Source organism: Paenibacillus sp. FSL P4-0081 (genome assembly GCF_000758565.1).
Taxonomy (GTDB): domain Bacteria; phylum Bacillota; class Bacilli; order Paenibacillales; family Paenibacillaceae; genus Paenibacillus_AQ; species Paenibacillus_AQ phytohabitans.
The window spans coordinates 106,179-132,331 of record NZ_CP009280.1 but is presented as its reverse complement, the minus strand read 5'-3'; the positions used below and the strand labels follow the sequence as shown (position 1 = coordinate 132,331).

Below are 26,153 nucleotides of genomic sequence, written 5' to 3'. Positions count from 1 at the left end.
AAGATCAAAGTCTCATCGTTTATCGCCGTTATTTGTTTCAGCAGCGACCTTTATAATATATCACAGCACCTTTGTTTCAGTCAAGCTTTTTTTTAATTTCTTTTTTCGCTTTAGCTTTCAGCAAGTTATCCGAGAACATCTTGCTCAAAGGGCCGAGACTTAATGTATCATAAATCTACAACCCTCGTCAACCATTAAAACAAAGTTAATTTTAAACCCAGCAGCATTAGTACCCCGGGCAGCCCAAGAATCGTTACTGCGCCTATGGTTGTGGGATTCAGCGGGATGTGTACATCCGTTAGAATACCGGAGAAGTTAACGATATAAATTCCGATTGCAGCCAGAATAAGATGAGTTCCAAATACACTTATCCATGCCCACCCCAGTTTTTTTCTGAATACAATTAGAATTAACAGGAGCCCCGACAGAATCAGTACACCCATTGCAACAGTTCTTAGCATTGCGATCCCCCCTTCAATATTTATTCCGGTTACATCGGCAGCCGGCTCCGGTTCAGCCCCAGTCTCTTGGCATGCTTAAGATGGATCTGGTATTTACGCTCGGCCGCCTCGAGTATATAGATGGCATAATCAATCTGGTCCTGCCCCATCGCCTCATCAAACATCAGATATGCCCGTTCCCACTCCGACTGCGCTTTGCGGACCTCATGGTACACTGTACCCCACTCTTCTTCCGTATGGGCATTATTCGCTCCTTCTGCATCTCTGCCCAGCCATTTCGTGTTCCACCATCCCATTGCAATCCCCTCCTATGAATGACTACTGGCGCAGCCGGTGCCGCACACCCGTTAATCTCATACATATCGGAATAGGGACAAACTTAGAACCATGAGTCAGTGCTCGTCTGCTCTTTTGTTGAATGCTGGCTGCCCCTGGAGTCTATATCTAATAAAAAAAGAGGCCCCAAGGGCCTCTTCAAGTACAATTCATTGTCAGAACACTCAGAACAGCTCACGACGGCCTTCCAGCGCCTTCGACAGGGTTACCTCATCCGCATACTCAAGATCGCCGCCTACAGGCAAGCCATGGGCGATTCTCGTGATCTTGATCTCGAACGGACGGACTAGACGGGAGATATACATGGCCGTGGCCTCGCCCTCAATGTTGGGATTGGTCGCCATAATCAGCTCCTTGACCCGCTCATCACTGAGTCTGGTCAGCAGCTCCTTCAGCCGTATATCATCAGGTCCGATGCCCTCCATCGGGGAGATGGCCCCCTGCAGCACATGATAGTAGCCGTCAAACTCTTTGGTTCTCTCTATGGCTACCAGATCCTTGGAGTCCTGAACCACACAGATTATCGAAGCATCGCGGGTTTTGTCCTGACAGATCCGGCACGGGTCAGTATCGGTAATATTACAGCAGACCGAGCAATAATGAAGATTCCGTTTAACACTGACCAGGGCTTTGGCGAAATCAATCACCTCATCCTCCTTCATGTTAAGCACATGAAAGGCCAGCCGGGCTGCTGTCTTCGGACCAATCCCTGGTAAACGTGTAAAAGCTTCTATCAGCTTGGCTAGCGGTTCTGGATAATACAAAGTAATGGTTCTCCTTTGGTCGGGAGTGGAGTACGCCTAGAATAAGCCAGGGATCTTCATTCCGCCGGTGAATTTACCCATATCGTTGTTAGCCAACTCTTCAGCCTGGGTAAGAGCATCATTAACAGCAGTGATCACCAGATCCTGCAGCATTTCGATATCTTCCGGATCAACAACCTCCGGTTTAATCTGAATGGAGAGCAATTTTTTGTGGCCGTTCACCTGAACGGTAACCACGCCGCCGCCGGATGAGCCTTCAATGGTCTTACCGCCTAGTTCTTCCTGGGCTTTGAGCATCTGCTCCTGCATTTTTTTAACCTGCTTCATCATTTGGTTCATATTATTCATACATCGTCTCTCCTTTGGGATGCGCGTTATCTGCGCTAGTATGCTTGAGGCTCTATTCCTTTATGACAACAAGGTCTTCTCCAAAGAGCTGGATCGCCTCGTCAATCCATGGTTCGGGTTTAGCTTCTATAGTCTCGTGCTCATGCTCCAGATGCAGTTCTTCTGTGCTGGCCTTGGAAGCTGACTTGGTCGCAGCCTCATTCCAGTCACGCAGCATCATCGTCACCAGCCGGTATGGCTTACCCAGCTTAGCAGACATCACGTTCTCGATGACCTGCCGGTTGGCCGGCTTCTCAGTCGTATCCCGGTGAATTGTATTCTTGAAGGCGACCAGCACTGCATCTTCCATGACTGCAACCGGTTCTCCATCTACAAACCACGCATGCACAGTTACTTTCTCTTCCTTCACGCCCTGCAGAACCTGGCTCCACTGCTTATACACATTGCCAAAGTCAGCGCTGTCTTTACCCGCAATGAACTTATCGAGCTGCGGCGGAAGCTTGCCTGCAGATGATACTCTTGGAGCGCTTGGCGGGGCGGCCGCTCTCTGCGGCGCAGCCTGCTCTCGCCCGCCGGCCACACCTCCGGATTGGATTGCCTGCTCAAGCTTCTTCTCCAGCGCAGCAATCTGCCGTTTGAGTGCATCCAGTTCCCCCGAATCCGCCGGGGAAGAACTTCTTCCCGCTTCCGGTGCTACAGCACTCAAAGACGGAGCGCCCGCTGAAGGAGCCGCATCCTGCTGGGTACTGCACAGCTTCATCAGCGCTACTTCAAATAAAGTCTGCGGGTGAGTGGCATATTTCATCTCACCCAGATAGCGGCTCAGCGTCTCCACAATCAGGAACAGCCGGTCACGGGTAAAGGCTGCTGCCATATCACGGAATTCCGCCGGATTCAGTACACGGTCGGTTAACTGGTCTGCCCCCGGTACCATCTTGATCATAAGTAAATCACGGAAATAATACAAAAGATTCTCCAGACATTTGTCGGCACTCTTGCCCTCGTGCATCAACTGCTCGACAAGCTCCAGCAGCAGCCCCATATCACTCTCCAAAATGGCTGTAGCCAGACGGGCGAACTGTTCGGATGGAATTCCTCCAGTCATGCCCAGCACCTGCTGATACGTCACATTCCCGTCTGTGAAAGACGAGATCTGATCAAGTATGCTCAGCGCATCCCGCATCCCTCCGTCGGACAGACGGGCGATGTACTGCAGTGCGTCCGCATCTGCCGTAATGCCTTCCTTCTGGCATATCTCTCTCAGCCGTCCGGTCTGCTCCTCCAGGGAAACCCGGCGGAAGTCAAACCGCTGGCAGCGTGAGATGATCGTAGCCGGCAGTTTATGCGGCTCTGTCGTAGCCAGAATAAACATGACATGCGGCGGCGGTTCTTCCAGCGTCTTAAGCAGGGCATTGAATGCTTCTGTTGTCAGCATATGCACTTCATCAATAATATACACTTTACGGCGTACTTCGGTAGGTGCATATTTCACCTTATCCCGCAGATCGCGAATCTCTTCAACACCCCGGTTGGAGGCCGCGTCAATCTCCTGGACATCCATTACGTTGCCCGCTGTGATCCGCAGACAAGACGGACATTCATTGCACGGCTCCGGACCCGGACCCCGCTCGCAATTGACCGCTTTGGCCAGTACCTTGGCCGCACTCGTCTTACCGGTCCCCCGCGGGCCGCTGAACAGATACGCATGCGAAACCCGCTGTTCACGGATCGCATTCTGCAGCGTCTGGATAATATGCTGCTGCCCTACCATATCCTGAAACGACTGCGGCCGCCAAGCACGGTACAGCGCGATATGTTCCACTATGCATTACCCTCTCTCAGGCTGCCGCTTTCCGGCATTTGTCGCTAATTTATTATACTATATTCCCCAGTCTTTGACCAAGCAGAAGCGCTTTCGCCGTCCTCTAACGAGGCCTATGCTTCCGATGCAGCGATACCTCATATCACTTTCAGGCATCCGTATCAGCGGGAGTATTTGGATAAAGTAGGATGAAGCATATACTTTCTTATCTTTCAAAAACAAAAAGCATCTTCGCTTGTGGCAAAGACGCTATCATAATAGTATTTAAACCGTGCACCCGTTATTGATGACTGCGATCCAAGCGGCAACCCTACAAAACTGCTCGGGCTAGGCCACCCTCCGGCACAAGAGTAAACTCACTTATGGCTGCTTCCTTCCGGACCTGACCAGGTTCACAAGCACTCATTGCGGAGGACCCAACCGTCAACACAGCCCATAGGAACCAAGGCCTCACATCGACAGCACCTCTAACAGGAATTCAACCTCGCTACAGCGGATTGCGAGTTACAGGGCACCGCTACCTCCCCGTCTAGCACGGCGAAGATAAGTATAGCCTACGGCCGGACAAAAATCAACTAACAATAAAATGGAAGAACAATTAAATGCCGTATTTCTTCTTGAACTTATCAACTCGGCCGCCGGCATCCAGGAACTTCTGCTTGCCGGTGAAGAACGGATGGCAGCTGGAGCAAATTTCGACGCGCAGCTCTTCCTTGGCAGAGCCAGCTTCAAAGGAGTTGCCGCAGGCGCAGGTCACCTTAGTTACATTGTACTTGGGTTGAATTGCTGTTTGCATTTGAATATTCACCTCTCACGCCCTAAGCCTCATGCGGGCTTAGAGTTATATGATTACGCAAGCTACATTTTAGCATGGAAGCTGAGGGGGCTGCAATAGGTTTGGCAAGACTCAACTCAGCGGTTACTGGTGCACTCTGCGCTGCTTGGCACGGGCTAGTTCTGCAGGCGGAACATGAGTGAAGGAACCGATCACAACATCCGGAAGCTCCTCGCGGAAGATCTCCAGCATCGTCTTCATTCCGAGAATCTCACCTTGAGCGGGAGGAATCAGCTCCAGATAGCTCTCCGGGTCAATATTAAGATTCCGCATCTGAATCAGCTTGATATCTGTACGTCTGACGAACTCAACCATCGCCTCAATCTCTTCCTCGCGGTCCGTGACACCCGGGAAGATCAAATAGTTAATGGAAGTATATACACCCTGTGAAGCTGCATATTTCAGGGACTTCTCTACATTAGCCAAAGTATAGCCGCGCGGCTTGTAGTATGCATTATAGTGATCATCCAGCGCACTGATTGTACTGACCCGCATAAGGTCAAGACCAGCATCCACAATGCCGCGGATATGATCGCTTAATCCTGCGTTCGTATTGATATTGATATAACCCATATCTGTAATAGAGCGTACTTCACGGATGGACTCAATGATTATCTTCGCCTGGGTAGAAGGTTCGCCTTCACAGCCCTGTCCAAAGCTTACAATCGACTCCGGCGTCTTCAGGTGCTCCAGCATGACTTGTGAAACTTCGCTCACTGTAGGACGGAAGTTCATCCGCGTCTGCGGCGACACAAACCCGCTGTCATCGGGCTGTTCCGAGATACAGCCGAAGCAGCCGGCATTGCACGAGTAGGAGACCGGAACAGCACCTTCCCAGCGGCCCAAGAAGGTATTGGACGAGGTCAGGCATTCGTATTCCAGTGCGCAGTTGGACAGATGATTATAGAGACGGTTCTCCGGGTACTTGGCGGTCAAATCACTGACGCCAATCTCTACATCCCCGCGGTCACAATTCAAAGGATTCCACTGCTCCGTATCATCTGTAGGATCCGCCGCTACGTAGAATCCGCCATCCTTCCATACTACAGCGGAATAACCGAAGAGCGGAAGCTTATACGTCTTGTCTGTCTTGACATAGCCGGGAAGGCACAGACGGGTAAAGCCCTGCGGCAACAGCGCTCCAACAGCCTGTGAGCCTAAAGGCAACGGCAGCATTTCACCTGTCCCGGGATCCATCCCGATTGCCCGCGTATTAGGCAGCCCCACCAGAGTAGCGCCTTCAGGCAGCGGGATCAATTCTTCCTCCAGTATCTCAACAATCATATCCCCGCTGCGGGCCAGCCCGTACAGCTCGGGATGATCATATACGTTTCCTTGCCCGTCGGCATATACCAAATACATGTTAGTCTCCTCTTGTTATCAATTCTCAGGTTGTAGGTACAGAAGGTGTCTTGGGCCGCGTGGTTCGGCGGGCCGATGAGCCGCTGTTCGATGTTCCGCCTTTGCTGGCGGTACTGTTTGCTGACGAAGAATCCTTGTTGCCCGCCACATCAAAAGAGGCCAGGAACTCAGCATTCGTCTTGGTGTCACGCAGTTTCTTCAGGAATCCTTCTACAAAGTCGTAGGATTCATTCATATTTTTACGGATTGACCAGATGGTATCCAGTTCTTCCTTGCTAAGCAATACTTCCTCGCGGCGTGTACCCGAACGGCGGATATCGATGGCCGGGAAGATACGGCGTTCTGCCAGCTTGCGGTCCAGGTGAAGCTCCATGTTCCCTGTGCCTTTGAATTCTTCGTAAATAATATCGTCCATGCGTGATCCGGTATCAATCAGCGCTGTTGCAAGTATGGTCAGGCTTCCGCCTTCTTCTACGTTCCGCGCGGAACCGAAGAAACGCTTAGGACGATGGAAGGCCGCAGGATCAATCCCTCCGCTCAGTGTCCGGCCGGATGGCGGAACTACGAGATTGTAAGCACGGGCCAGCCGGGTAATACTGTCCAGCAGAATAACGACATCTTTCTTGTGCTCGACCAGACGCAGTGCCCGTTGAAGCACAAGCTCAGCCACTTTGATATGGTTCTCCGGAAGCTCGTCGAACGTTGAAGCTACTACCTCGCCCTTAACAGAACGCTGCATATCCGTTACTTCCTCGGGACGTTCATCAATCAGCAGTACAAACAATGCGATCTCAGGATTGTTAGTGGAGATACTGTTGGCAATTTCTTTTAGGAGGAGCGTCTTTCCTGCTTTGGGAGGTGCTACAATCAAACCGCGCTGTCCTAAACCTACAGGAGCAAGCAAATCCATTATACGGGTAGATAAATGGGCAGAGGAAGTTTCAAGCGGCAGCTTGTCTTGCGGATAAAGAGGTGTAAGAGCCGGGAAATGTAATCGTTCAGCTGCACTGGCCGGATTCTCACCATTGACGGCATTGACTTGAAGCAATCCGAAATAACGTTCATTCTCTTTGGGTGTACGGCATTTCCCGGATACAAGGTCGCCGCTTCTAAGATCAAACTTGCGGATCTGCGAAGCCGAGATATAAATATCCTCCGCACTCGGCAAGTAGTTAATCGGTCTAAGGAAACCGTAGCCTTCCGGCAGGATCTCAAGCACGCCTTCCATAAACATAAGACCGCTCTGCTCAGCCTGCGCCCGGAGAATCGCGAAGATCAGCTCCCGCTTCTTGAGCGTTCCGTAATAAGGGATCTGGTATTTCTTAGCCAGCTTATACAGATCGGTCAGCTTCATTTCTTCCAGATCGGAAATTTGAAGATCCATGTGTGATAACCACCTATTCAATTTTTATAATGAGTTCTTCCGGCGTTCTTTGCCGGGCAAAATATGAGTCTATGAAAATGCTTATTAGGATAGGATTACCCGAATTGGAAGGAGATATGCAGTTTAAAGGCAAATTATGCTCCTTCCAATCGTTCCGGGTACATACTTATTCGTTCTCGCGCCAGACTTCGGCACCTAAATTGCGCAGGTTGCTTACGAGGTTATCATAACCGCGGTCTATATACTCCACGCCTGTCACTTCGGTAATCCCTTCCTCAACGGTGAGTCCGGCAATGACCAGAGCCGCACCTGCCCGTAAATCGGCAGCCTTCACCTTCGCGGCATTGAGCTTGCCGCCCTCAATAATTGCAGAACGCCCTTCGACGCGAATCTTGGCGCCCATACGGACTAATTCAGGGACATGCTTGAACCGGTTGCTGTATACGAAATCGCTCAAGACGCTAACGCCTTCCGCTTGAGTTAGCATACTTGTCATCGGAGATTGCAAATCGGTGGCGAAGCCGGGGTATATCAATGCTTTGACATCAGCATGCTGGTACTTGGCTCTGCCGATGACCCGGATACTCTCATCCAGCTCTTCTATATCTACTCCCATTTCCAGCAGCTTGGCAGTCAGCGCCTCCAGATGCTTGGGAATCACGTTATCTATCAGCACATTGCCACGCGTTGCCGCAGCGGCAATCATATATGTTCCCGCTTGAATTCGGTCAGGAATGATGGAATGGCGGCAACCATGCATTTCAGTTACGCCTTCAATCCGGATCGTTTCTGTACCGGCGCCTTTAATAACAGCGCCCATAGAGTTTAATAGGGTAGCTACATCTATAATCTCAGGCTCTTTAGCCGCATTTTCAATAATTGTAGAGCCTTTGGCACGTGAGGCCGCCAGCATAATATTTATTGTGGCTCCAACGCTGGATACATCCAGATAAATCTTGGCACCACGCAGTTCTTTGGCATACAAGTGAATAGAGCCATGATCGTTGGTTACAGTCGCACCAAGCGCCTCAAAGCCTTTGATATGCTGGTCAATCGGACGCGGCTCAAAATTACAGCCGCCGGGAAGACCAATCGTCGCCTCTTTGAATCTGCCGAGAAGCGCACCCATCATATAATAAGAAGCCCGGAGTTTCTTGACCGGTCCGTTAGGCATGGGAATGGATACGATACGGGAGGGATTAATTCTCATCTGGCTGCCGGTCCACGATACACTCGCGCCAAGCTCCTCCAGAATTTCGGAGTAAACGGCCACATCACTAAGAGCAGGCAGGTTATCCAGCACAACTTCAGATTCCGCCAAAATCGCCGCTGGAATAAGCGCAATTGCGCTGTTCTTTGCTCCGCTGATGGTTACAACGCCCTCTAGCGGACGTCCGCCGCCAATCATTAATTTTTCCATAAATTTATCTGGTTCCCCCTACGTGTATTGCGGCTTGTTCTGGCAATACCAGCTGTGGCTTGTGGTGACATGGTCATTAGAAGAAGAAACGGCTGCGCCGCCCTAACTTAAGGACGGCACCCGTTTCTGAGGAAATCTGAAATGACTTTACCGGAAAGACACCGGCTATGCGGTGCACTCTTCTGATAAAGATATGCAGGCGGGACAGCAGGAAATAACCTGTCCCGTTACGCGGCAGAGTTAAAATTACGCTTTGTTGCTGGATCCGAATTCACGGATTTTGCCAATAACGGTTTGTTTGATGGCTTCGCGGCCTGGTGCGATGAATGTACGCGGATCGTAAGCATCCGGTTTAGCAGCCAGAACTTCGCGGACTACTTTGGCAAACGCGATTTGGTTCTCTGTGTTTACGTTGATCTTGGAAGTACCCAGGGAGATGGACTTCTGAATGTCATGTACAGGAATACCAGTACCGCCGTGAAGTACGAGCGGAAGGTTAACTGCATCACGAATTTCTTCCATTTCCTTGAATCCAAGGTTCGGTTCGCCCAGGTAAGGACCATGTACGGAACCCAGTGCCGGAGCCAATGTGTCGATGCCGGTTTCTTTAACGATGCGTACGCATTCGTTAAGGTCAGCGTATTGGATGCCGCCGATAACGTCATCTTCCTGTCCGCCTACAGTACCAACTTCAGCTTCTACAGAAACACCTTTAGCATGAGCATATTCAACGACCTTCTTGGTCATTTCAATGTTCTCGTCGATTGGGTGGTGGGAGCCGTCGATCATTACGGAAGTAAATCCGGCATCGATTGCATCCTTACATTTGTCAAAGCTTGAACCGTGGTCCAAGTGGATTGCTACAGGAACGGTAATTTTCATGTCATGAATAAGACCTTCAACCATCTTAACTACAGTGTAGAAGCCGCCCATGTGACGAGCTGCACCTTCGGATACGCCAAGGATTACTGGTGATTTCTCTTCTTCTGCTGCACCAAGAATCGCTTGAGTCCACTCCAGGTTATTGATGTTGAACTGGCCAACTGCATATTTTCCTTCAAGTGCTTTGGTTAACATGTCTGTCATAGATACTAATGGCATGGTTTCAATCCTCCTAAAATGTTTGAGTTGCTTATATAAGCCGACATCACATACAGGCCTATTATAGCACATCCTGTGTCAAATACTAAATAGGATACACAAAAAAATGTCCCGGTGGGACGATATTCAGCCAGCCCATATTCCTGCGGGACTTTCCCTCTTTAGCGTATCCATAACAGGACTTACCCAAACTGTTCATTTCTAAGCTAGCTGCATTGATCAACCGACTTATTGTGCAGATGCATATTAACGGCAACCCGCATCTCATCGATATCAAACGGCTTGGTGAAATGCATCAGGGCTCCCAGCTTGGTCGCTTCTTTGATCATGTCCAGTTCCCCGTAAGCCGTCATCATAATCACTTTAATCGCCGGGTTCAGCTCCTTCAAATGCTTGAGGATCTCCAGTCCGTCCATCCCCGGGATTTTCATATCGAGCAGAACCATATCCGGCGATTCGTTCTTGACGATCTCGAGTGCCAATTTTCCGTTAGCTGCCTGAAAGGTGGCATAACCTTCACTATTAAACACTTCCATGAGGAGAATCCGGATTCCATTCTGATCATCGACAATTAATACTTTCTTTTTTTCCATACGATACCCTCCCAGAATTTAAGGCAGATTGTCTATACCGCGCCCTCTCACAGCTAACGGCCCCGCTTCAACTTAGTCTATACGAAACCTATTATTCGTGCTTTGTAGCCAAAATCCTGCTAATTGGTTAAAATGCGTAAATCTATGCCATATAAAGGTGTATTTCCAGTTAAAAAGCGGTAGTACAGTCCCCTTGTAATTCGGGAGATATCATAAATGAGATCTATAACAAGAGAAAATAGAAGAATAAAGTTTAGTGTAAAATGTATATTTCCTTCATCTCCAAAAAAGAAAGCCCCCGTAAGGAGGCTCCCGCAGGACCGGCAGGCCCTGAAGATATTTATTACAGCTGTTCGGAATGGGTAAGCGATGCTTTGACAAATTCACGGAACAGCGGCTGAGGGCGGTTCGGACGTGAAGTGAATTCCGGATGGAATTGCACGGACAGGAACCAAGGGTGACCCGGCAGCTCAACAATCTCAACCAGACGGCCGTCAGGGGAGGTTCCGGAGAAGACCAGACCTGCCTTCTCCATCTCATCGCGGTAAGCGTTATTGAACTCATACCGGTGACGGTGGCGTTCATAGACCAGTTCATCATCATAGCAGGACATCGCCAATGAACCAGGGGAAAGCTTGCAAGGATACAGTCCGAGGCGCATGGTGCCGCCCATATCCTCAATATCCTTCTGTTCAGGCAAGAGGTCAATCAGCGGATACGCGGTAGCCGGATCGATCTCGGAGCTGTTCGCACCGGTCATTCCGAGCACGGAACGGCCGTACTCAATCACAGACACCTGCATACCCAGGCAGATCCCGAAGAACGGAATAGACTGCTCACGCGCATAGCGGATAGCCGAAATCTTGCCTTCGATCCCGCGGTCGCCGAAGCCGCCCGGAACCAGAATGCCGCCGATGCCGCCCAGCAGCTCGTCCACATTCTCATCCGTAACCAGCTCTGCATCCACCCACCGGAGTTTCACTTCGGCATTGGAGGCAAATCCGGCATGCGACAGTGACTCTACAACGCTTAAATAAGCATCATGAAGCGCTACATATTTACCGACAATAGCGATCTCAACGGTACGTTCCAGCTTCTGAATCCGTTCCAGCATGCTCTCCCATTCACGCATATCCGGCGCAGGAGTAGTCAGCTTCAGGTGGTTGACTACAATCTCGTCCAAGCCTTCGTCGCGCAGGTTAAGCGGAACTTCATACAGTGTTGAAGCGTCGCGGCATTCCACAACGGCATTCTTATCAATATCGCAGAACAAAGCAAGCTTGGCCTTCATATCATCGGTCAAAGGATACTCCGTACGGCACACGATCACATTCGGCTGAATTCCGATGCTGCGCAGCTCTTTTACACTGTGCTGTGTCGGCTTCGTCTTCACTTCGCCTGCAGCCTTGATGTAAGGAATCAGCGTAACATGAATGTACATGACATTCTCACGGCCGATGTCACTCTTGATCTGACGGATCGCTTCCATGAACGGCAAGCTCTCGATGTCCCCTACAGTACCGCCAATCTCCGTAATGACCACATCCGAACCGGTCTCACGGCCTGCGCGGAATACCCGTTCCTTGATTTCATTCGTAATATGCGGGATAACCTGAACGGTGCCGCCCAAATATTCCCCGCGGCGCTCTTTGCTGATAACGGAGGAATAAATTTTACCTGTGGTTACGTTGCTGTTCTTCGACAAATTGATATCAATAAACCGTTCATAATGCCCAAGGTCCAGGTCAGTCTCCGCACCATCATCGGTTACAAACACTTCCCCGTGCTGATAAGGACTCATAGTTCCAGGGTCTACGTTGATGTAAGGATCGAATTTCTGGATCGTTACTTTCAGACCTCTGTTCTTGAGCAGCCTGCCCAGCGAAGCGGCGGTGATGCCTTTGCCAAGGGACGACACAACGCCACCCGTTACAAAAATATACTTTGTCACTGTAAAACCCTCCTAAATAAAGTCCAGAAATTCAGGGGACGCTTGTTGTTTATCGTAACCCTTTTTTCCATCATCAAACCGGGGAACCCAAAAGTTGCTTCAGAACCGCCAAAACTTAAGACCAGAGTCCCCAGAATTACGGAAAACCGCAGTTTTTTGGCATTCAAGTAGAAACGGCTTTGCCGTCCTTTAAAGGACGGCACCGTTTCAGCGAGAAAGATAAGGAACATTGATTGCGCGAAGCATATTAATTCTTATCTTTTAAAAAAACAAAAAAGTGACACCCGTAGACCCGGGGCACTTTTTATTTTAGAAAACATATTAACTTTCATTATAAGCCCATGCAATAGTTTACTCTGACGGTCCTGCCCCTGTCAAGGGACGAATTACACCGCCGGAAAGACTATTCTAAAATTTCTCGTCCTCTTCCTCATCATCGGCTTCGTCTTCTTCGCCGTCTTCGGAATCTTCCTCATCCGCTTCGTCTTCGTCAATGTCATCTTCATCAATGACAACATCTTCGTCAACTTCCTCTTCGCTGTCGTCGTCAGAATAGAGGTCGTCGCGATCTTCATCAATCGCATCGAAATCCTCTTCCTCCGCAGCGTAATTCTCTTCTTCTTCGGCAAAGTCGTCATCTTCCAAATCGTCGTCCTCATCGTTGATGATACGTACGCGTTTGGTGTTGCCGACAGGATCATCGGAGCGTTCCAGCGGGTACCAGCGTTTCAGGCCCCAAAGGTTGGTTCCGACACAGGCAAACCGCCCGTCAATGTTAATCTCGGTATATAACTGTGCAATAGTATCTTGGCTCTCTTGATCGGTCATCCCGCGCAGCTTGGCTACCTCGACCATCAGATCACGGTAGTAGTAAGGCGTATTGGCTGCCTTAAGCACCAGGAAAGCCAGGTCGACCATCGGTATTTCTTTAACTTTCTCAGGGTCCAGCTTTAAATTGAGTGGCGTACTCACTAAAGGACACTTCCTCTCACGCATTGTTCACATTACAAATCATGCTTAATTCATGATATCCATTAACAAACCTAAGTAAAACCTATTTGCGTGCAAATTGCAAGTCTAATACACCCGCTTCTGCGGGAAAACGCAGGAGGGCTGATTATCCGTAACCTCTATGTAACCCAAATGATTCCCCTAAATTCAAAAAGGCGGAGGGAAACCCTCCGCACATGACTGTATCCACGCCAAGGATCGGCTCCTTACGGGATGTTGCAAAGGGGCCTTGCGGTTCCCTTCTGTTCATTTTATGTAATCCTCCGCCTTTTGACACGATGGGCAGCCCATTTCGCTAAAAAAGGGCAAGTTCCCATTCGGACGTCTGCCTCTTTTCATACTATATGGCAGCACGGCACCGAGGAGGGGACGGCGTAACTTATGGATTATTACGGATTTTGGCAGATGCTGCTTGAAGAGATTAAGGCTGCCCCCACAAATGCCCAGCGGCGTATTGTGACCTTCAACGATCCCCGCATGTATGCCGGAGCGCTATCCCAGTGGAAATCACTTAAGACCAAAACGCCGGGGCTGCGGCAGGTTCAGGTATCTACGCTGATCCGGGCCTTCTTCGTGCCCGCCGCCGGAGCAGGAAAGCTGATGGACCGTTATGCTGATTCCCTATGTATAGAAGAAGATCACCGGATTCAGGTTCACTCCGTGGCACCGGATAAAAGCGGTTCTGCCATGATGCCCTGGGGGGTCAAGTCGATTCACGCCCCGCAGGCCTGGTCCAAATCTACGGGAGTTCATGTGAAGATCGGCGTCATCGATACGGGCGTGGACTTCCGCCATCCCGATCTGAAGCATTCCCTCGCTTCCGGGGTCAATCTGCTGAACCGCGGTATGATGCCGCTCGATGACAATGGCCACGGCACACATATTGCCGGCACCCTGGCTGCAGCCGGAGGGACGCGCGGCATGATGGGCGTAGCCCCCAGGGCGCTGATCTATCCGGTCAAGGCTTTTGACCACAGCGGCTCTGCCTATGTGTCTGATATTGTCCTGGGCATCGATTGGTGCGTGCAGAACAAGATCGATATCATTAACATGAGCTTCGGGATGAAAAACAGAAGCAAAGCCCTGCATGATGTGGTGATCAAGGCCTACCGGGCCGGGATTGCCATCATCGCCTCCAGCGGCAACGACGGCAAGCGCGGCGGGGATTACCCCGCGCGCTATCCGGAGACTATTGCCGTAGGCGCCCTGGACAGAAGGCAGCGCGTCGCCGCCTTCAGCAACCGCGGACCGTATATCGACGTATACGGTCCGGGCGAGGGCATCCCCTCCTGCTGGCTGCGGGAGGGGTATAAAGAAATGAGCGGCACCTCTATGGCGACATCGCATGTCACCGGTGCCGCGGCCCTTCTGCTCGCGCTGCGGCCGGGGCTGTCGCCCCGCGAGCTGAAGCTGCTCCTGCGCCGCACAGCCTCGCCGGTGCGGCTGCGCAAGGGCCAGCGCCGCGCCTCCCTGGGCGGCGGCGCGGCCGATGCGCTGCGCCTGCTGCGCGCAGGCGCCCGGGCACGGCGCAGCAGCGGCAGCAGCAGCACCGCCAAAGCCGCAGCAGCGGCGAAGGCTTAGCATGCGGCGGTGCTGCCGCCTCAGCCAGCAAGCCCATGATGCAAAGCGCCGCCCCTGTTACCGGGGGCGGCGCTTTGCATCATGCTATGGTTACATCCGGTCCGGTGCGGTAACGCCAACCAGACGCAGGACGTTGGCAATCGTCGTCCGCGCTGCGCCCAGCAGGGCAAGACGGGCTACGGTCTGAGCAGCGTCCTCGGTGATTACGCGCTCTGCCTTGTAGTAGCTGTGGAACAGCGAAGCCAGATCATACACGTAACGGATCAGGCGGTGCGGTGCATAACCTTCAGCAGCAATCGTAATTTCCGCCGGCAGCTCACCGATTTTGCGGAGCAGGTCGTATTCATGAACAGCGGTCAGCTTGCTGTAGTCAATGTCGCCAGTATCCGGCAGCACAATGCCCTGCTCTTCCGCCTGGCGGAAAATGCTGCAAATGCGCGCATGAGCGTACTGGACATAAAATACGGGGTTCTCATTAGATGTCGAAATCGCCAGATCCATGTCAAAGTCCAGATGAGAATCCATACTGCGCATCGTAAAGAAGTAACGGATGGCGTCAAGGCCAACTTCTTCCATCAGGTCTTCCATCGTAACGGCCTTGCCGGTACGCTTGGACATTTTGACCTTCTCGCCATTCTGGAACAGGCTGACCATTTGGGCAATCAGCACGACCAGCTTCTCGGGATCATTGCCCAGCGCCGACATGGCGGCCTTCATCCGCGGAATGTAGCCGTGGTGGTCAGCTCCCCAGATGTTGATCATTTTGTCGTAGCCGCGGCCGTATTTGTCGCTATGGTAGGCAATATCCGGTGTGAGGTACGTGTATGTACCGTCATTCTTGATCAGCACGCGGTCTTTGTCGTCGCCGTATTTGGTGGTCTGCAGCCAGGTGGCGCCTTCTTCTTCATATACTTCACCGCGTTCCCGGAGCTCGTCAAGCGAACGCAGCACTTCACCGTTCTCGTACAGGGAGGTTTCGCTGAACCAGATATCGAAGTTGACCCGGAAACGGCTGAGGTCGCGTTTGATTTTGTCCAGTTCCTTGGCAAGACCATAGGTGCGGAAGAACGCAGCGCGGTCGCCCGGGGTCATTGCAAGCAGGGAGTCACCCTTCTCAGCGACAAGCTCTTTGGCGAAGCCTTTGATATCTTCCCCGTGATAGCCGTCCTCCGGCATCTCAGCCGGCTGGCCCAGCTCCTGCAGGTAACGGGTCTCGATCGATTTGCACAGATTGGCGACCTGGTTACCGGCGTCGTTAATATAGTACTCGCGCGTTACCTTGTAACCGGCGTAATCCAGCACGTTGCAGAGCGCATCCCCGACAGCTGCTCCGCGGGCATGGCCCAAGTGCAGGCTGCCTGTAGGATTCGCGCTGACGAATTCCACTTCCACCTTCTGCCCTTTACCGATCTCTACGCGGCCATAATCGTCACCCTGCTCGGCAACGAGGGCAATAACAGGATACAGATAGCTTTTGGATAACGTGAAGTTGATAAACCCCGGACCGGCAATTTCCGCCTTCTCAATAGAAGCGCTGCCGGTATCCAGGTGCTCGATAATGGCCTCAGCGATTTGCCGCGGATTGCGTTTGGCAATTTTGGTAAGCTGCATAGCGGCATTCGTAGCCATATCTCCATGCGCCTTGTCTTTGGGTACTTCCAGCACGATAGCCGGAAGCTCTTCCCGGGATACCAGGCCGGCAGCTACGATAGCCTCGGCAATAGCCTCTTTCACCCGTTCATTGGCTAGCTGAAGCGGATTTAAACTTTGTGTCATGATTGTGGTTCCTCCTGTATATTCAAACTTATAGCGAACTGTCCTGATAACTCATCATAAACGTACAAGTCGTACTCCCATGTAACCGCAAGCTTCCTTCCGGCGCGTATGATGTTGAGCTTCCGGGTATCGGTGATGAGATTAAACTGTGTATAAGGCGAGCGGTAGAACCCCGGCAGACGCTGGCCCGGCTCAAAGGATTGCTCCGACTGGACACCGCCATGGCGGATTAGCTTGATTCCACTGTCCGAAATCTTCAGGGTGTTGCGCACAGAAACTTCACCGCCCTGAGGGCCTGGCTGCGTTTCTTCATAGCGGATATACAGGAATTGCCCTTTCATAATGGCTTCCCCTGCGCTTTGCACCACACTCCGCTCACCGCCCTGCACGCTTTCCAGCGTTACGCTAACGGCATATTTGCCTTGCTGTCCTTCAGTCATTGCACGTTCCTCACTTATTCATACTAATATTCATTAAGGTCATATTCGCTTTCCCATTGTACACTATATCCTGATCCGGAAGAGTAGTTCAATGGCTATTTCTCCGGCAAAAATAATTACAGCGGCAGCAGCGCCAAGTGCTCTCTGCTTCTAAGCTGCTCCACCATGGAGGTCCACGACTCCGGCTTATCTTCCAGCACTGCGTAATAACGGGTCAGAAAATCAGCAACGAGCGGCGCCCCGATCTCCTCCAGCTCTTCATTTCCGGGCATAAAGCATAGATCCAGACCGGATACCGCCTCCCCGTCACCCTGCCAGGAAGGATGGACATACGGAAAATCGATCCGCTTATACCCCAGATGCGACAGCACTTCGCGGCGCACAAACGGGTCCATCGGCTTAATCCCCCCGAAGTCATGCTCTACCCGGTAAGGATCATAAATCTCGGCGAACATTCCGAACAGCTCCCTGCCATTGTCAGCCGCCAGCTTCTGCAGATCCTTCAGCCGGTGCTGTGCCAGAAAGCGGCCTACGCCCAGCCCCTCCCGGCCAATTATAGTGAAATCGGTCATCGCCACATTCCAGTCCGCATAGTAACGGTATTCCGTGGTGCCGGCAACTGTACCTTCATGCACTGCGGTGAACACACGAATGCCGGGATCCTCCAAGGGTTCCTTCCATAAGCTGTATTCCAGCACTTCCTCGGGTGGAAATACTTCGGACAGCAGCTGATGTACTTGTCTGAACAAAGGATCGGCTACATTTGTAATCCTTCTATATTCCATAGTAAGGGCTCTCCTCCAATACCGGTTGTAGTTACTATTATAGAAACTTTTAGAGAAACTTATAGAAAAGGATTCCGCCATTCCATAAGCGCTGCGTAATTTCCCGATTCCTCATCTTCCAGATAATCCGCTACAACGCCGACCGGTACACGCCCGCAGCGCAGCAGAAAAGTAATGACCGGATCAGACCAGCTACCGGCCACTACTCCGGCCAGATACGCTTCCGCCGGCATCCGGGCGGCCATTAGATGATAGCCCGGCATCCGCCCGGCTCCCAGCAGCCGTTCCAGCTTCTGCTCCACTACAGCATGATACAACGCCTGTACCAGCTCCTTGCCCAGTCCAAGCTTGCGGTATTTGGGGCGGACACACAGATCGGCAATATACAGCGTATTCCCATTTTGCTGATGTGTAGTGAGATACCCGTCATCCGTAACTTCCGACCAGGTATGATGAAGGTCCGGTGTCTCCGGATCATAATGGATTTTGAGTCCCGTTACCGAGCCGGCCAGTTCTCCGTCCACCTCTGCACACAGTGCCCCTTCCGGGAAAAGCGTTACATGATTCAGCAGCTGTTCCCGGTTCCACCACAGCTCTGCAGGATAGGGCGGCGGAAAGGCTTCGGACTGAATCGTGACCAGTTCCGCGAAATCGGCCTCCGTATAGCTGCGGATTACCGCAGGCACCGGGGTTTTACCTTCAAAAGCGTAGAAGCTCTTGTAATACATTCCCTTTCTTCCCCCTTAGGTCCAGTCCGTGTACAGATCTGTCCGGCGGTCGCGCCACGTAGTTACAGATCCGTGCTCACGGACGCGGTACAGCAGCTCCAGATCCAGATCGGCAGTGATGATCATATCCCCGCCTATTTCCCCCTCGGCCAGCAGGCCCTGCGGAGGGAAGGGAATATCATTAGGCGTAATGACTGCCGCTTGCCCAAAATTGGCGCGCATCAGATCCACGGTAGGCAGCGAGCCCACAGTGCCTGTCAGTACAACGTATACCTGATTCTCAATGGCACGGGCATGGCTCGTATACCTCACCCGGTGGAAGCCATGACGGTCATCTGTACAGGAAGGGCAGAAGATCACATCCGCACCCTTGGCCCGGGCCATGCGTACAATCTCCGGAAATTCGATATCATAGCAGGTTAGCATGGCAATGGTCCCTTTGTCTGTCTGGAATACCTCCAGTCCTTCACCAGCGCCCATATTCCAGCCCTCAACTTCAGCCGGTGTGATATGAAGCTTGGCCTGCTCGGCAATTCTTCCGTCCGGGTAAAACAGGTGAGCTACATTATAGAGCTTATCGTTCCGGCGCAGCACATGGGTGCCCCCGATAATATGTACAGCATATTTCCTGGCATAGCCGGAGAACATCTCCCGGTAACGTTCTGTGAACTGCGGCAGATCCTCTATACCGAGCGCTTCTCCCTGTTCATTGCCTATGGACATCAGCTGTGTCGTCAGAAATTCAGGGAACAGGATGAATTCAGCTCCGTACTCCCCGGCAGTCCTTATATAGTGCTCGCACCGGGCGGCAAACTCCGCGAAGGAGGAAATGGTATGCAAATGATATTGTACAGCGGATACGCGAATAGCCATGGCGGCAATCCTCCTATACGTGATATGGCGTGCATTCATAAAGTAACTAAAATTTTACCATAACAGATCACAAAATCACACAGGATGGAGATGCTGCGTGCCGCCGCATGAATATCTCCTCTATTCCTTCCCCATAATGGAGAATACCAGCAGAGACGCCTCCGCCCACTTATTAAGTGGTAACCCGGCCGTTTCTGCATGAAATAGAAGGAGCCTGATGTTATGCCGCGCGATTCTACTGCACCCAAAGTCCCGAAACGCCGCCTCCGCCGGCTCTTCCGGCTGATGCTCTTCTCTGTCCTGCTGTTCCTGGCGGGCGCCGGAGTCCTGCTTGGGTTCCTATATCAGAAACCGCTACCTCCTCTAGGGGATGATATCCGCTCCAGACTGCTTGACTTCAGGGGCAATGTACTGACTACCTTCACTACTGACGGACGCAGCCGTGATCCTGTGGAACTTAAACAAATCTCTCCGCTGCTCATCAAGGCCACTCTGGCTGTAGAGGACCGTAAGTTCTATAGTCATGCCGGCTTTGACCTCAAAGGAATGGGCAGAGCGGTGCTCGCCAACCTGCAGGCAGGAGGGCGTACGCAAGGGGCCAGTACACTAACCCAGCAGCTTGCGCGTAATTTGTACCTGACCCATGAGAAAACTTGGACCCGCAAGAGCAAGGAGGCTCTCTACACCCTCCAGCTGGAGATGAAATACAGCAAAGACGAGATTCTGAACATGTATCTAAATGAAATCTATTATGGTCACGGCGCCTATGGTATTGAAGCCGCTGCCCAAATGTACTTCGGCAAACCAGCCGCTGACCTGGATCTGGCGGAGAGCGCACTGCTGGCCGGAGTTCCCAAAGGCCCCACCTATTACTCGCCCTACACGCACCTGGATAGTGCTGTTAAGCGGCAGGGTATCATTCTGGCAGCCATGGTCGATGTAGGGGATATCACGGAATCGCAGGCGGAGGCCGCCGCCAGGGAGAAGCTGACCTTCAAGCCGCAGGGGCAGAAGGATACCACTGTAGCCGCTCCTTATTTCCGCGATTACGTGCGCAGCCTCGTTATAGACAGTCTGCATATCAGCAGTGACGAACTGGATCAGGGCGGGCTGAATGTCTACACGACACTTGATCCGGATATGCAGCGGGCTGCGGAAGAGGCCGTGGATCAGGGAATGGACCATAGCAGCGAGCTGGAAACCGCCCTGGTGTCCATTGACCCCCGTACCGGCTATGTGAAGGCCATGATTGGAGGGACCAATTACCGTTCGAGCGCGTATAATCATGCCCTGGCTACCACACGCCAGCCCGGTTCTTCTTTTAAACCGATTATGTATTTATCCGCGCTGTCTTCCAAGGAGATGACAGGGTTGTCTGTCTTCAACAGCCAGCCGACACTGTTCCACTATGACAACAACCGCAAAACCTATCAGCCCCGCAACTTCGGCGATAAGTATCTCGGTGAGATCAACATGAAGCAGGCGATTGCCGCTTCCGACAATATTTATGCCGTAAATACAATTATGAAGATTGGCGCGGACAAGGTGGCCGCTATGGCTGCTGCTATGGGAATCAACAGTCCGCTGCAAAGTGTCCCGTCTCTGGCGCTCGGCACTTCCCCTGTCAGTCCGCTGGAGATGGCTTCCGCCTTCGCAGTTATCGGCAATGGCGGAGTTAAGCAGCCTGTTACCGCAATTCTGAAAATTACAGATGCGGGCGGACACCTTCTATATGAAGCTCCGCAGCCTCAAGGGCAGTCTGTGGTAGAACCGGCCGCCGCTTATGTGCTGACCCGGCTGATGGAAGGCGTATTTGAGAGCGGAGGGACGGGTAACCGCGTAGCCTCGATGATCAAACGCCCGGTCGCCGGCAAAACAGGCACTACCGACACAGACGGCTGGATGGTGGGCTTCACTCCTGAGCTCTCCACTGCGGTCTGGGTAGGTTACGACAAGGGCCGGGATATTGCCACCGCTGATGGAAGACGTGCAGCGCCTATCTTTGCGCAGTTTACGGAAAAAGCGCTGGAGAATGTACCGCCGAAGATTTTCCCGATTCCCGATGGCGTGGTCAGCGTATATATCAATCCGCAGTCCGGCAAGCTGGCTACAGCAGCCTGTCCGGAGAAGGAGCTTACGACCTTCATCAGCGGCACTGAGCCTACTGAGTACTGCGACCAGCATGCCGCCTCCGGCACCGATGCTCCCCCGGGTGGGAGCAACCCTGAGATTGCCGAGCCTGTCAAGGAGGACCATTCGCTATGGAATGACATCAAACGCTGGTGGATGAACTGATCCGGCATTGCTGCCGCCGGAGACTTGCGTTACGATGGGATGAGCCCGGCAAGGCGCTCTCTTAAGCGTTAGTCCGCCGCAGGAAGGTGTCAACCATTCATGAAGCTGAATTCTTCAGGCGAACCGGACCATTGCGCCCCGCAGCGGCTGCTTCCGCCTGAACTCTATGCGCTTGCGGCAGTAGAGGCAGCTCCGCGCCTCCTGGGCCAGCATCTCGTCCGGCGCACCGAAGACGGTGATATCCGCTGCCGTATTGTTGAGACTGAAGGCTACGGCGGCGCTGAAGACAAAGGGAGTCATGCCTACGGAGGGCGGCGGACAACCCGTACAGAAGTAATGTTCAGTGCCGGAGGCGCTACGTATGTATACCTGATCTACGGGATGCACTATTGCTTCAATGTGGTTACCGCTGCTGAAGACGAACCGCATGCGGTCCTGATCCGTGCAGTGGAGCCGCTTACCGCCAGGGACGCGGAGCTTATGGCTGCATACCGGGGAATTGCTGTCCGGAAGCCTTCGAATCTGTCCGGCGGCCCGGGCAAGCTGTGCCGGGCACTGAGGATAGACAAAAGCCTCAACATGGCCAGGCTTGATCTCCGCGGGGGGCCAATATGGCTGGAGCAAGGTGAAGCCCCGGAATCTCTGGATATTGTCCAGGCTCCGCGCATCAATATTCCCTATGCAGAAGAATACGCACTGAAGCCTTGGCGTTTCTATCTCCGGGGCAATCCCTATGTCTCGGTCAGCAGCACGGATGCGCAGCCGGTTATCCTCACCTGAAGATAGTTTCATTCCGCTGTTTCGGCTGTGCTAATTTGGGTAAAAAATAGAGAACCCTAATAAACCTCTCCCTTGGGATTACCCGAAGGGAGAGGTTTTATATTTTTTCGGCCCCGTACCCTCTCCTGCGCCGTAAAACGGGCTATTTCCCGTATAAGCGACAAGAAACAACATAATTTGTATGCGCTTTCCCCGTTCTCTAAACTTACAATTACTGCTATAATCAGAGATATCCACAAAAAATATAAAGATGTAAATGAGGGACATGGGATGAAAGATACAGGCATGATCCGGAGTTTAGACAGTCTTGGTAGAATTGTGGTTCCCGTAGAAATCCGCATGACACGAAATATTGACATTGGGGATCCCATCGAGTTTTTTATTCTGAATGAGGAAATTATCGTCCTCAGAAAGTACACCTCCACAGAATGCACATTTTGCAGAAGCCTTGATCATGTAACCTACTATAAAGATCAATTCATTTGCAATACCTGCCTCAAAGAGCTGAGCGACCCCGGGCGCGGATCTGAAGAGATCACAATCTCTCCGGGCCCTGCAGAGGAGAACGCCGAACCTGTCCGCAGTGGACGGAGAACGAAGACGGAGGAAATGAGCCAGCGTCTGGAGAAAGCGATGGAGGACCACCCCTATGCCAACCAGAAGGAGCTTGCCGAGGTGCTCGGAATCAGCCAGGCCAGAGTAAGCCAGTTGAAGCGCAAGCTAAATACTGCCGGCAGAGTGACTCCGTAGCAGCGCATATCCCATCATCTTATACATAAGGCTTGGCCCTCTGCTAACAGAGAGCCAAGCCTTGTTTTTTGATATGCATGTTCGTTCAGCTTACTACTCCGACAATGCCGCTTTCAGCTCGTCAGGCGAAGCGGCCCACCACTCTTCATTATGGGCGATCAGCAATGATTTCAGCGCATTCCGCTCCGTAGACCCAAGTCCCTCCACAATAATCTTCCGTTTCAGGGCTGCATCCAGCTTATTGACATGATCGGCAAGAATCTTCCAGCCCCGGCGGGCTTCGGAATCAATCCACATCTCACAGGCGGTAATTCCGCCGTAGAACTGGCCCTCCGGTGTACGGTCCACAGCAACCCAGACCACCCAGACCTGTCTTCCTTCCGGTACATCCTCACGGTTCACGGAGAACTTAATCCCCTTCTCCACTTTGCTCTTGGCATGCATGGCACCGATATCGATAACGGCGATACCTTGATCAATAATAACAGGCGATACATTACCCAGATCAATGGAGCCTGCCCCGAAGCCTTTATGCTTACTCTTGGCATTCACAATATTCAAGGCAATCTGCTTTTTGCCCTCTGGTTGTACGTTATCCACAAGTGCACATCCTTTCCATTCACTAATTATTTAATTTTAGCTAATAATGCGCCGATTGCAAACATATACATCCCGTAGATGCTTGTCACGGGAGGAATCACAGTATGAAGCCACATTCATTAAGGTATACCCTCATCTTCGCAGCTCTGGCTGTTCTCACCTTGCTTGGAGGCGGAATATGGTTTCTTTCAGGGCACAGCCCTGCCGTATGGACTGCCTCTGCCCCAAAAGAGGCCAAGTCCCCCGCCGTCCTGCCGCAGCAGCAAATTGTGCAGTCCACTCTTCCGGAGATTACTCCGCCTCCGGTGTCGGAGGTTTTAAGCCAGCGTGTGGTGGAATACCACATGGATGTTCAGCTGCTGGCCGATACGGGAACCTTAGCAGCTTCCGAAACGGTGACCTGGATCCATCCGGGCAAAAAACCGGTCCAAGAGCTCTATTTTCACCTTTACCCCAATGCATTCGCTTCCGGCAATACAACCTTTATGAAGGAATCCGGAGGAACGCTCCGGGGCGACTCCATGCCTGCGGGCGGATACGGCAGCCTGACGCTGACGGATCTGCGGACCTCCGAGGGGATTTCGCTAATGCAGCGCACCCAGTATGTGCAGCCTGACGACGGCAATGTGAATGACAAGACCCTGCTTAAGGTCCACCTGCCCCAGCCGGTAAACGGTGGTGAGAGCGTAACACTCAAACTCCAGTTTGAGGTCAAGCTGCCGAAAATATTCGCCCGTATGGGAACCGCCGGCAACTTCGTCATGGCCGGCCAGTGGTTTCCCAAGCTCAGCGTCTACGAGCCTGCTGGCACAAGGGGAGTACAGGAGGAAGGCTGGAATCTGCATCAGTACCATGGCACATCTGAGTTCTACAGTGACTTCGGTATTTACAATGTAACCATCTCCGTCCCGTCCGATTACAAGGTTGCCGCCACCGGATTTCCGGTGAAGAACGCGCGGCTGGTACAGGACCGCAAAATCTATCAGTTCTACGCAGATGATGTTCATGACTTCGCCTGGGCGGCATCGCCGGATTTTGTGGTTGCCGAGAAGGCCTTCTCCGCGCCGCAGGTGCCCGGAGTAAAGATCAAGCTCTATCTGGACCCGCTGCATAAGGATCTTCAGGAGCGCTACTTCCAGGCCGCAGAGGCTGCCCTGACCGCCTTCAGCAAGTGGTATGGCCCGTATCCTTACTCCACCTTATCCATTGTAGTCCCGCCTGAATCTGGCAATGGGGCCGGGGGGATGGAATATCCGACGCTGATCACTGCCTTCGGTGCTGCCGAGGCATCGCCCGGCACTTCGCTTGAACGGACCGTGATCCATGAGATCGGTCACCAGTATTTCTATGGCATGGTCGCCAGCAATGAATTCGAGGAGGCGTGGCTGGACGAGAGCTTCACCTCATATGCCGAAGACCGGCTGATGGAGCAGGAATATGGCGTTGCCTCAAGCCTCCCGCTGCAGTCCAGTCTGGTCTCCTCCTCGCAGCCGCTCAATCTGGAGACGTGGAAATACACCGGAGATGATGCCTACACACGCAATGTCTATATCCGGGGCAAGCTGGTGCTCCGTGACATCGAACGGTTAGCAGGAGCCAAGAACATGGATGCCATTCTCGCTGCTTATGCCCGTAAATACCGCTTCAAGCATCCCTCAACCGCTGACTTCCAGAAGATTGTGGAGAAAGTAACCAAGCAATCCTGGCAGACTTATTTTGACCAGTATGTCTACAGCGGCGGAGCCCCTGATTTTGCAGTAGACGACATCAGGCTCACGGCTAAACGGGACGGCGGCAACGGAGCGGGGATTCAATATGATGCTGTAGTTGAGGTAAGTAACAAGGGCAGCCATTACGGGGATGTCCCTGTAAAATTTATTTTCTCGGACGGGTACTCGGTTCAGCAATACTGGAACGGCGAAGGGAAGACAACATCGTTTGAATTATCGTATAAAGCACCTCTGGTCTCCGCCGAGATTGATCCGGGACATTCCATACTGCTGGAGAGCAAGCATCTCAATAATTTCAGAATGGCGGAGCTTGAGCACAATACTCTTTCCCGCTGGACGCTCAGTGCGACGACACTGCTTGAAACCCTGCTCGGAACTCTTGTCTGGTGAGGTGAAGGATTGTGAAAATTTCGATAACCCGCGGTTG

24 protein-coding genes and 1 other RNA gene are annotated in these 26,153 nt (G+C 52.2%); 5 read left to right on the top strand and 20 right to left on the bottom strand.

What is annotated here, in order from left to right; all coding sequences use genetic code 11:
• Positions 1-194: 194 nt before the first annotated feature.
• From P40081_RS00625 to rpoE, 14 genes are all read right to left on the bottom strand, one after another.
• Positions 195-461, bottom strand: coding sequence for a pro-sigmaK processing inhibitor BofA family protein (locus tag P40081_RS00625; RefSeq protein WP_042132733.1), 267 nt, complete (start codon positions 459-461; stop codon positions 195-197).
• A 29-nt stretch (positions 462-490) separates the two neighbouring features.
• Positions 491-757: a DUF2508 family protein gene (locus P40081_RS00620; protein WP_052421604.1), complete on the bottom strand. Its 267-nt coding sequence runs from the start codon at positions 755-757 to the stop codon at positions 491-493.
• 204 nt (positions 758-961) lie between these two features.
• Positions 962-1,561 (bottom strand): recombination mediator RecR, encoded by a 600-nt coding sequence (gene recR, locus P40081_RS00615; protein WP_039309653.1) that lies wholly within the window; start codon positions 1,559-1,561, stop codon positions 962-964.
• Between the two features lie 36 nt (positions 1,562-1,597).
• Positions 1,598-1,909: a YbaB/EbfC family nucleoid-associated protein gene (locus tag P40081_RS00610; RefSeq protein ID WP_039309650.1), complete on the bottom strand. Its 312-nt coding sequence runs from the start codon at positions 1,907-1,909 to the stop codon at positions 1,598-1,600.
• 52 nt (positions 1,910-1,961) lie between these two features.
• Positions 1,962-3,731, bottom strand: coding sequence for a DNA polymerase III subunit gamma/tau (gene dnaX, locus P40081_RS00605; protein ID WP_042132732.1), 1,770 nt, complete (start codon positions 3,729-3,731; stop codon positions 1,962-1,964).
• 269 nt (positions 3,732-4,000) lie between these two features.
• Positions 4,001-4,269: signal recognition particle sRNA large type (gene ffs / locus P40081_RS36920), an RNA gene on the bottom strand.
• A 60-nt stretch (positions 4,270-4,329) separates the two neighbouring features.
• Entirely contained in the window at positions 4,330-4,527 is a 198-nt protein-coding gene (gene rpmE / locus P40081_RS00600; RefSeq protein WP_039309646.1) for a 50S ribosomal protein L31, read from the bottom strand.
• Between the two features lie 123 nt (positions 4,528-4,650).
• Positions 4,651-5,928 (bottom strand): radical SAM family protein, encoded by a 1,278-nt coding sequence (locus P40081_RS00595; protein ID WP_042132731.1) that lies wholly within the window; start codon positions 5,926-5,928, stop codon positions 4,651-4,653.
• Positions 5,929-5,953: 25 nt separating this feature from the next.
• A complete protein-coding gene (gene rho, locus P40081_RS00590) occupies positions 5,954-7,312 on the bottom strand; it encodes a transcription termination factor Rho (RefSeq protein ID WP_042132730.1) in 1,359 nt (452 codons plus the stop codon).
• A 166-nt stretch (positions 7,313-7,478) separates the two neighbouring features.
• Positions 7,479-8,732 carry a UDP-N-acetylglucosamine 1-carboxyvinyltransferase gene (locus tag P40081_RS00585; protein ID WP_039309636.1) on the bottom strand — a complete coding sequence of 418 codons (1,254 nt, stop codon included), beginning with the start codon at positions 8,730-8,732 and terminating at the stop codon, positions 7,479-7,481.
• Between the two features lie 246 nt (positions 8,733-8,978).
• Positions 8,979-9,833 carry a class II fructose-1,6-bisphosphate aldolase gene (gene fba / locus P40081_RS00580; RefSeq protein ID WP_039309634.1) on the bottom strand — a complete coding sequence of 285 codons (855 nt, stop codon included), beginning with the start codon at positions 9,831-9,833 and terminating at the stop codon, positions 8,979-8,981.
• Between the two features lie 206 nt (positions 9,834-10,039).
• Entirely contained in the window at positions 10,040-10,426 is a 387-nt protein-coding gene (locus P40081_RS00575) for a response regulator (RefSeq protein WP_042132729.1), read from the bottom strand.
• A 343-nt stretch (positions 10,427-10,769) separates the two neighbouring features.
• Positions 10,770-12,377: a CTP synthase gene (locus tag P40081_RS00570; RefSeq protein WP_039309630.1), complete on the bottom strand. Its 1,608-nt coding sequence runs from the start codon at positions 12,375-12,377 to the stop codon at positions 10,770-10,772.
• Positions 12,378-12,785: 408 nt separating this feature from the next.
• Positions 12,786-13,349 (bottom strand): DNA-directed RNA polymerase subunit delta, encoded by a 564-nt coding sequence (gene rpoE / locus P40081_RS00565; RefSeq protein ID WP_039309628.1) that lies wholly within the window; start codon positions 13,347-13,349, stop codon positions 12,786-12,788.
• 420 nt (positions 13,350-13,769) lie between these two features.
• On the opposite strand from rpoE, the gene P40081_RS00560 reads away from it, so the two are divergent.
• Entirely contained in the window at positions 13,770-14,969 is a 1,200-nt protein-coding gene (locus tag P40081_RS00560) for a S8 family peptidase (protein WP_042132728.1), read from the top strand.
• A 90-nt stretch (positions 14,970-15,059) separates the two neighbouring features.
• On the opposite strand, the gene argS is transcribed toward P40081_RS00560, so the two are convergent.
• The 5 genes from argS to P40081_RS00535 form a co-directional block, all read right to left on the bottom strand.
• Complete coding sequence (gene argS / locus P40081_RS00555) at positions 15,060-16,745, bottom strand: arginine--tRNA ligase (RefSeq protein ID WP_042132727.1); 1,686 nt, start codon at positions 16,743-16,745, stop codon at positions 15,060-15,062.
• A complete protein-coding gene (locus tag P40081_RS00550) occupies positions 16,742-17,185 on the bottom strand; it encodes a YwiB family protein (protein WP_042132726.1) in 444 nt (147 codons plus the stop codon). Before P40081_RS00550 ends, argS begins: the two co-directional genes overlap by 4 nt.
• Positions 17,186-17,301: 116 nt before the next feature.
• Positions 17,302-17,970, bottom strand: a complete 669-nt coding sequence (locus P40081_RS00545; protein ID WP_042132725.1) for a hypothetical protein — start codon at positions 17,968-17,970, stop codon at positions 17,302-17,304.
• 59 nt (positions 17,971-18,029) lie between these two features.
• On the bottom strand, positions 18,030-18,698 hold the full coding sequence (locus P40081_RS00540) for a GNAT family N-acetyltransferase (protein WP_042132724.1): 669 nt from the start codon (positions 18,696-18,698) through the stop codon (positions 18,030-18,032).
• Between the two features lie 15 nt (positions 18,699-18,713).
• The gene (locus P40081_RS00535; RefSeq protein WP_042132723.1) at positions 18,714-19,571 is read right to left on the bottom strand and encodes a carbon-nitrogen hydrolase family protein; all 858 of its coding nucleotides are present in this window, start codon (positions 19,569-19,571) and stop codon (positions 18,714-18,716) included.
• Positions 19,572-19,793: 222 nt separating this feature from the next.
• Between P40081_RS00535 and P40081_RS00530 the strand changes: the two genes are divergently transcribed.
• From P40081_RS00530 to P40081_RS00520, 3 genes are all read left to right on the top strand, one after another.
• Entirely contained in the window at positions 19,794-21,866 is a 2,073-nt protein-coding gene (locus tag P40081_RS00530; protein WP_042132722.1) for a transglycosylase domain-containing protein, read from the top strand.
• A 99-nt stretch (positions 21,867-21,965) separates the two neighbouring features.
• Positions 21,966-22,646 (top strand): DNA-3-methyladenine glycosylase, encoded by a 681-nt coding sequence (locus tag P40081_RS00525; protein WP_042132721.1) that lies wholly within the window; start codon positions 21,966-21,968, stop codon positions 22,644-22,646.
• Between the two features lie 270 nt (positions 22,647-22,916).
• Complete coding sequence (locus P40081_RS00520; protein ID WP_039303876.1) at positions 22,917-23,396, top strand: AbrB/MazE/SpoVT family DNA-binding domain-containing protein; 480 nt, start codon at positions 22,917-22,919, stop codon at positions 23,394-23,396.
• Positions 23,397-23,489: 93 nt separating this feature from the next.
• Here P40081_RS00520 and P40081_RS00515 read toward each other — a convergent pair whose 3' ends face one another.
• Positions 23,490-23,996 (bottom strand): YwhD family protein, encoded by a 507-nt coding sequence (locus P40081_RS00515; protein WP_042132720.1) that lies wholly within the window; start codon positions 23,994-23,996, stop codon positions 23,490-23,492.
• Between the two features lie 104 nt (positions 23,997-24,100).
• On the opposite strand from P40081_RS00515, the gene P40081_RS00510 reads away from it, so the two are divergent.
• Positions 24,101-26,116, top strand: coding sequence for a M1 family metallopeptidase (locus P40081_RS00510; RefSeq protein WP_042132719.1), 2,016 nt, complete (start codon positions 24,101-24,103; stop codon positions 26,114-26,116).
• The last annotated feature ends 37 nt before the right edge of the window (positions 26,117-26,153 follow it).

Bases quoted from the DNA above. Each gene is read 5' to 3' on its own strand.
- P40081_RS00625 (WP_042132733.1), bottom strand. From the start codon at position 461: ATGCTAAGAACTGTTGCAATGGGTGTACTGATTCTGTCGGGGCTCCTG.
- P40081_RS00620 (WP_052421604.1), bottom strand. From the start codon at position 757: ATGGGATGGTGGAACACGAAATGGCTGGGCAGAGATGCAGAAGGAGCG.
- P40081_RS00610 (WP_039309650.1), bottom strand. From the start codon at position 1,909: ATGAATAATATGAACCAAATGATGAAGCAGGTTAAAAAAATGCAGGAG.
- rpmE (WP_039309646.1), bottom strand. From the start codon at position 4,527: ATGCAAACAGCAATTCAACCCAAGTACAATGTAACTAAGGTGACCTGC.
- P40081_RS00595 (WP_042132731.1), bottom strand. From the start codon at position 5,928: ATGTATTTGGTATATGCCGACGGGCAAGGAAACGTATATGATCATCCC.
- rho (WP_042132730.1), bottom strand. From the start codon at position 7,312: ATGGATCTTCAAATTTCCGATCTGGAAGAAATGAAGCTGACCGATCTG.
- P40081_RS00585 (WP_039309636.1), bottom strand. From the start codon at position 8,732: ATGGAAAAATTAATGATTGGCGGCGGACGTCCGCTAGAGGGCGTTGTA.
- fba (WP_039309634.1), bottom strand. From the start codon at position 9,833: ATGCCATTAGTATCTATGACAGACATGTTAACCAAAGCACTTGAAGGA.
- P40081_RS00575 (WP_042132729.1), bottom strand. From the start codon at position 10,426: ATGGAAAAAAAGAAAGTATTAATTGTCGATGATCAGAATGGAATCCGG.
- P40081_RS00560 (WP_042132728.1), top strand. From the start codon at position 13,770: ATGGATTATTACGGATTTTGGCAGATGCTGCTTGAAGAGATTAAGGCT.
- argS (WP_042132727.1), bottom strand. From the start codon at position 16,745: ATGACACAAAGTTTAAATCCGCTTCAGCTAGCCAATGAACGGGTGAAA.
- P40081_RS00550 (WP_042132726.1), bottom strand. From the start codon at position 17,185: ATGACTGAAGGACAGCAAGGCAAATATGCCGTTAGCGTAACGCTGGAA.
- P40081_RS00545 (WP_042132725.1), bottom strand. From the start codon at position 17,970: ATGGAATATAGAAGGATTACAAATGTAGCCGATCCTTTGTTCAGACAA.
- P40081_RS00540 (WP_042132724.1), bottom strand. From the start codon at position 18,698: ATGTATTACAAGAGCTTCTACGCTTTTGAAGGTAAAACCCCGGTGCCT.
- P40081_RS00535 (WP_042132723.1), bottom strand. From the start codon at position 19,571: ATGGCTATTCGCGTATCCGCTGTACAATATCATTTGCATACCATTTCC.
- P40081_RS00530 (WP_042132722.1), top strand. From the start codon at position 19,794: ATGCCGCGCGATTCTACTGCACCCAAAGTCCCGAAACGCCGCCTCCGC.
- P40081_RS00525 (WP_042132721.1), top strand. From the start codon at position 21,966: ATGAAGCTGAATTCTTCAGGCGAACCGGACCATTGCGCCCCGCAGCGG.
- P40081_RS00520 (WP_039303876.1), top strand. From the start codon at position 22,917: ATGAAAGATACAGGCATGATCCGGAGTTTAGACAGTCTTGGTAGAATT.
- P40081_RS00510 (WP_042132719.1), top strand. From the start codon at position 24,101: ATGAAGCCACATTCATTAAGGTATACCCTCATCTTCGCAGCTCTGGCT.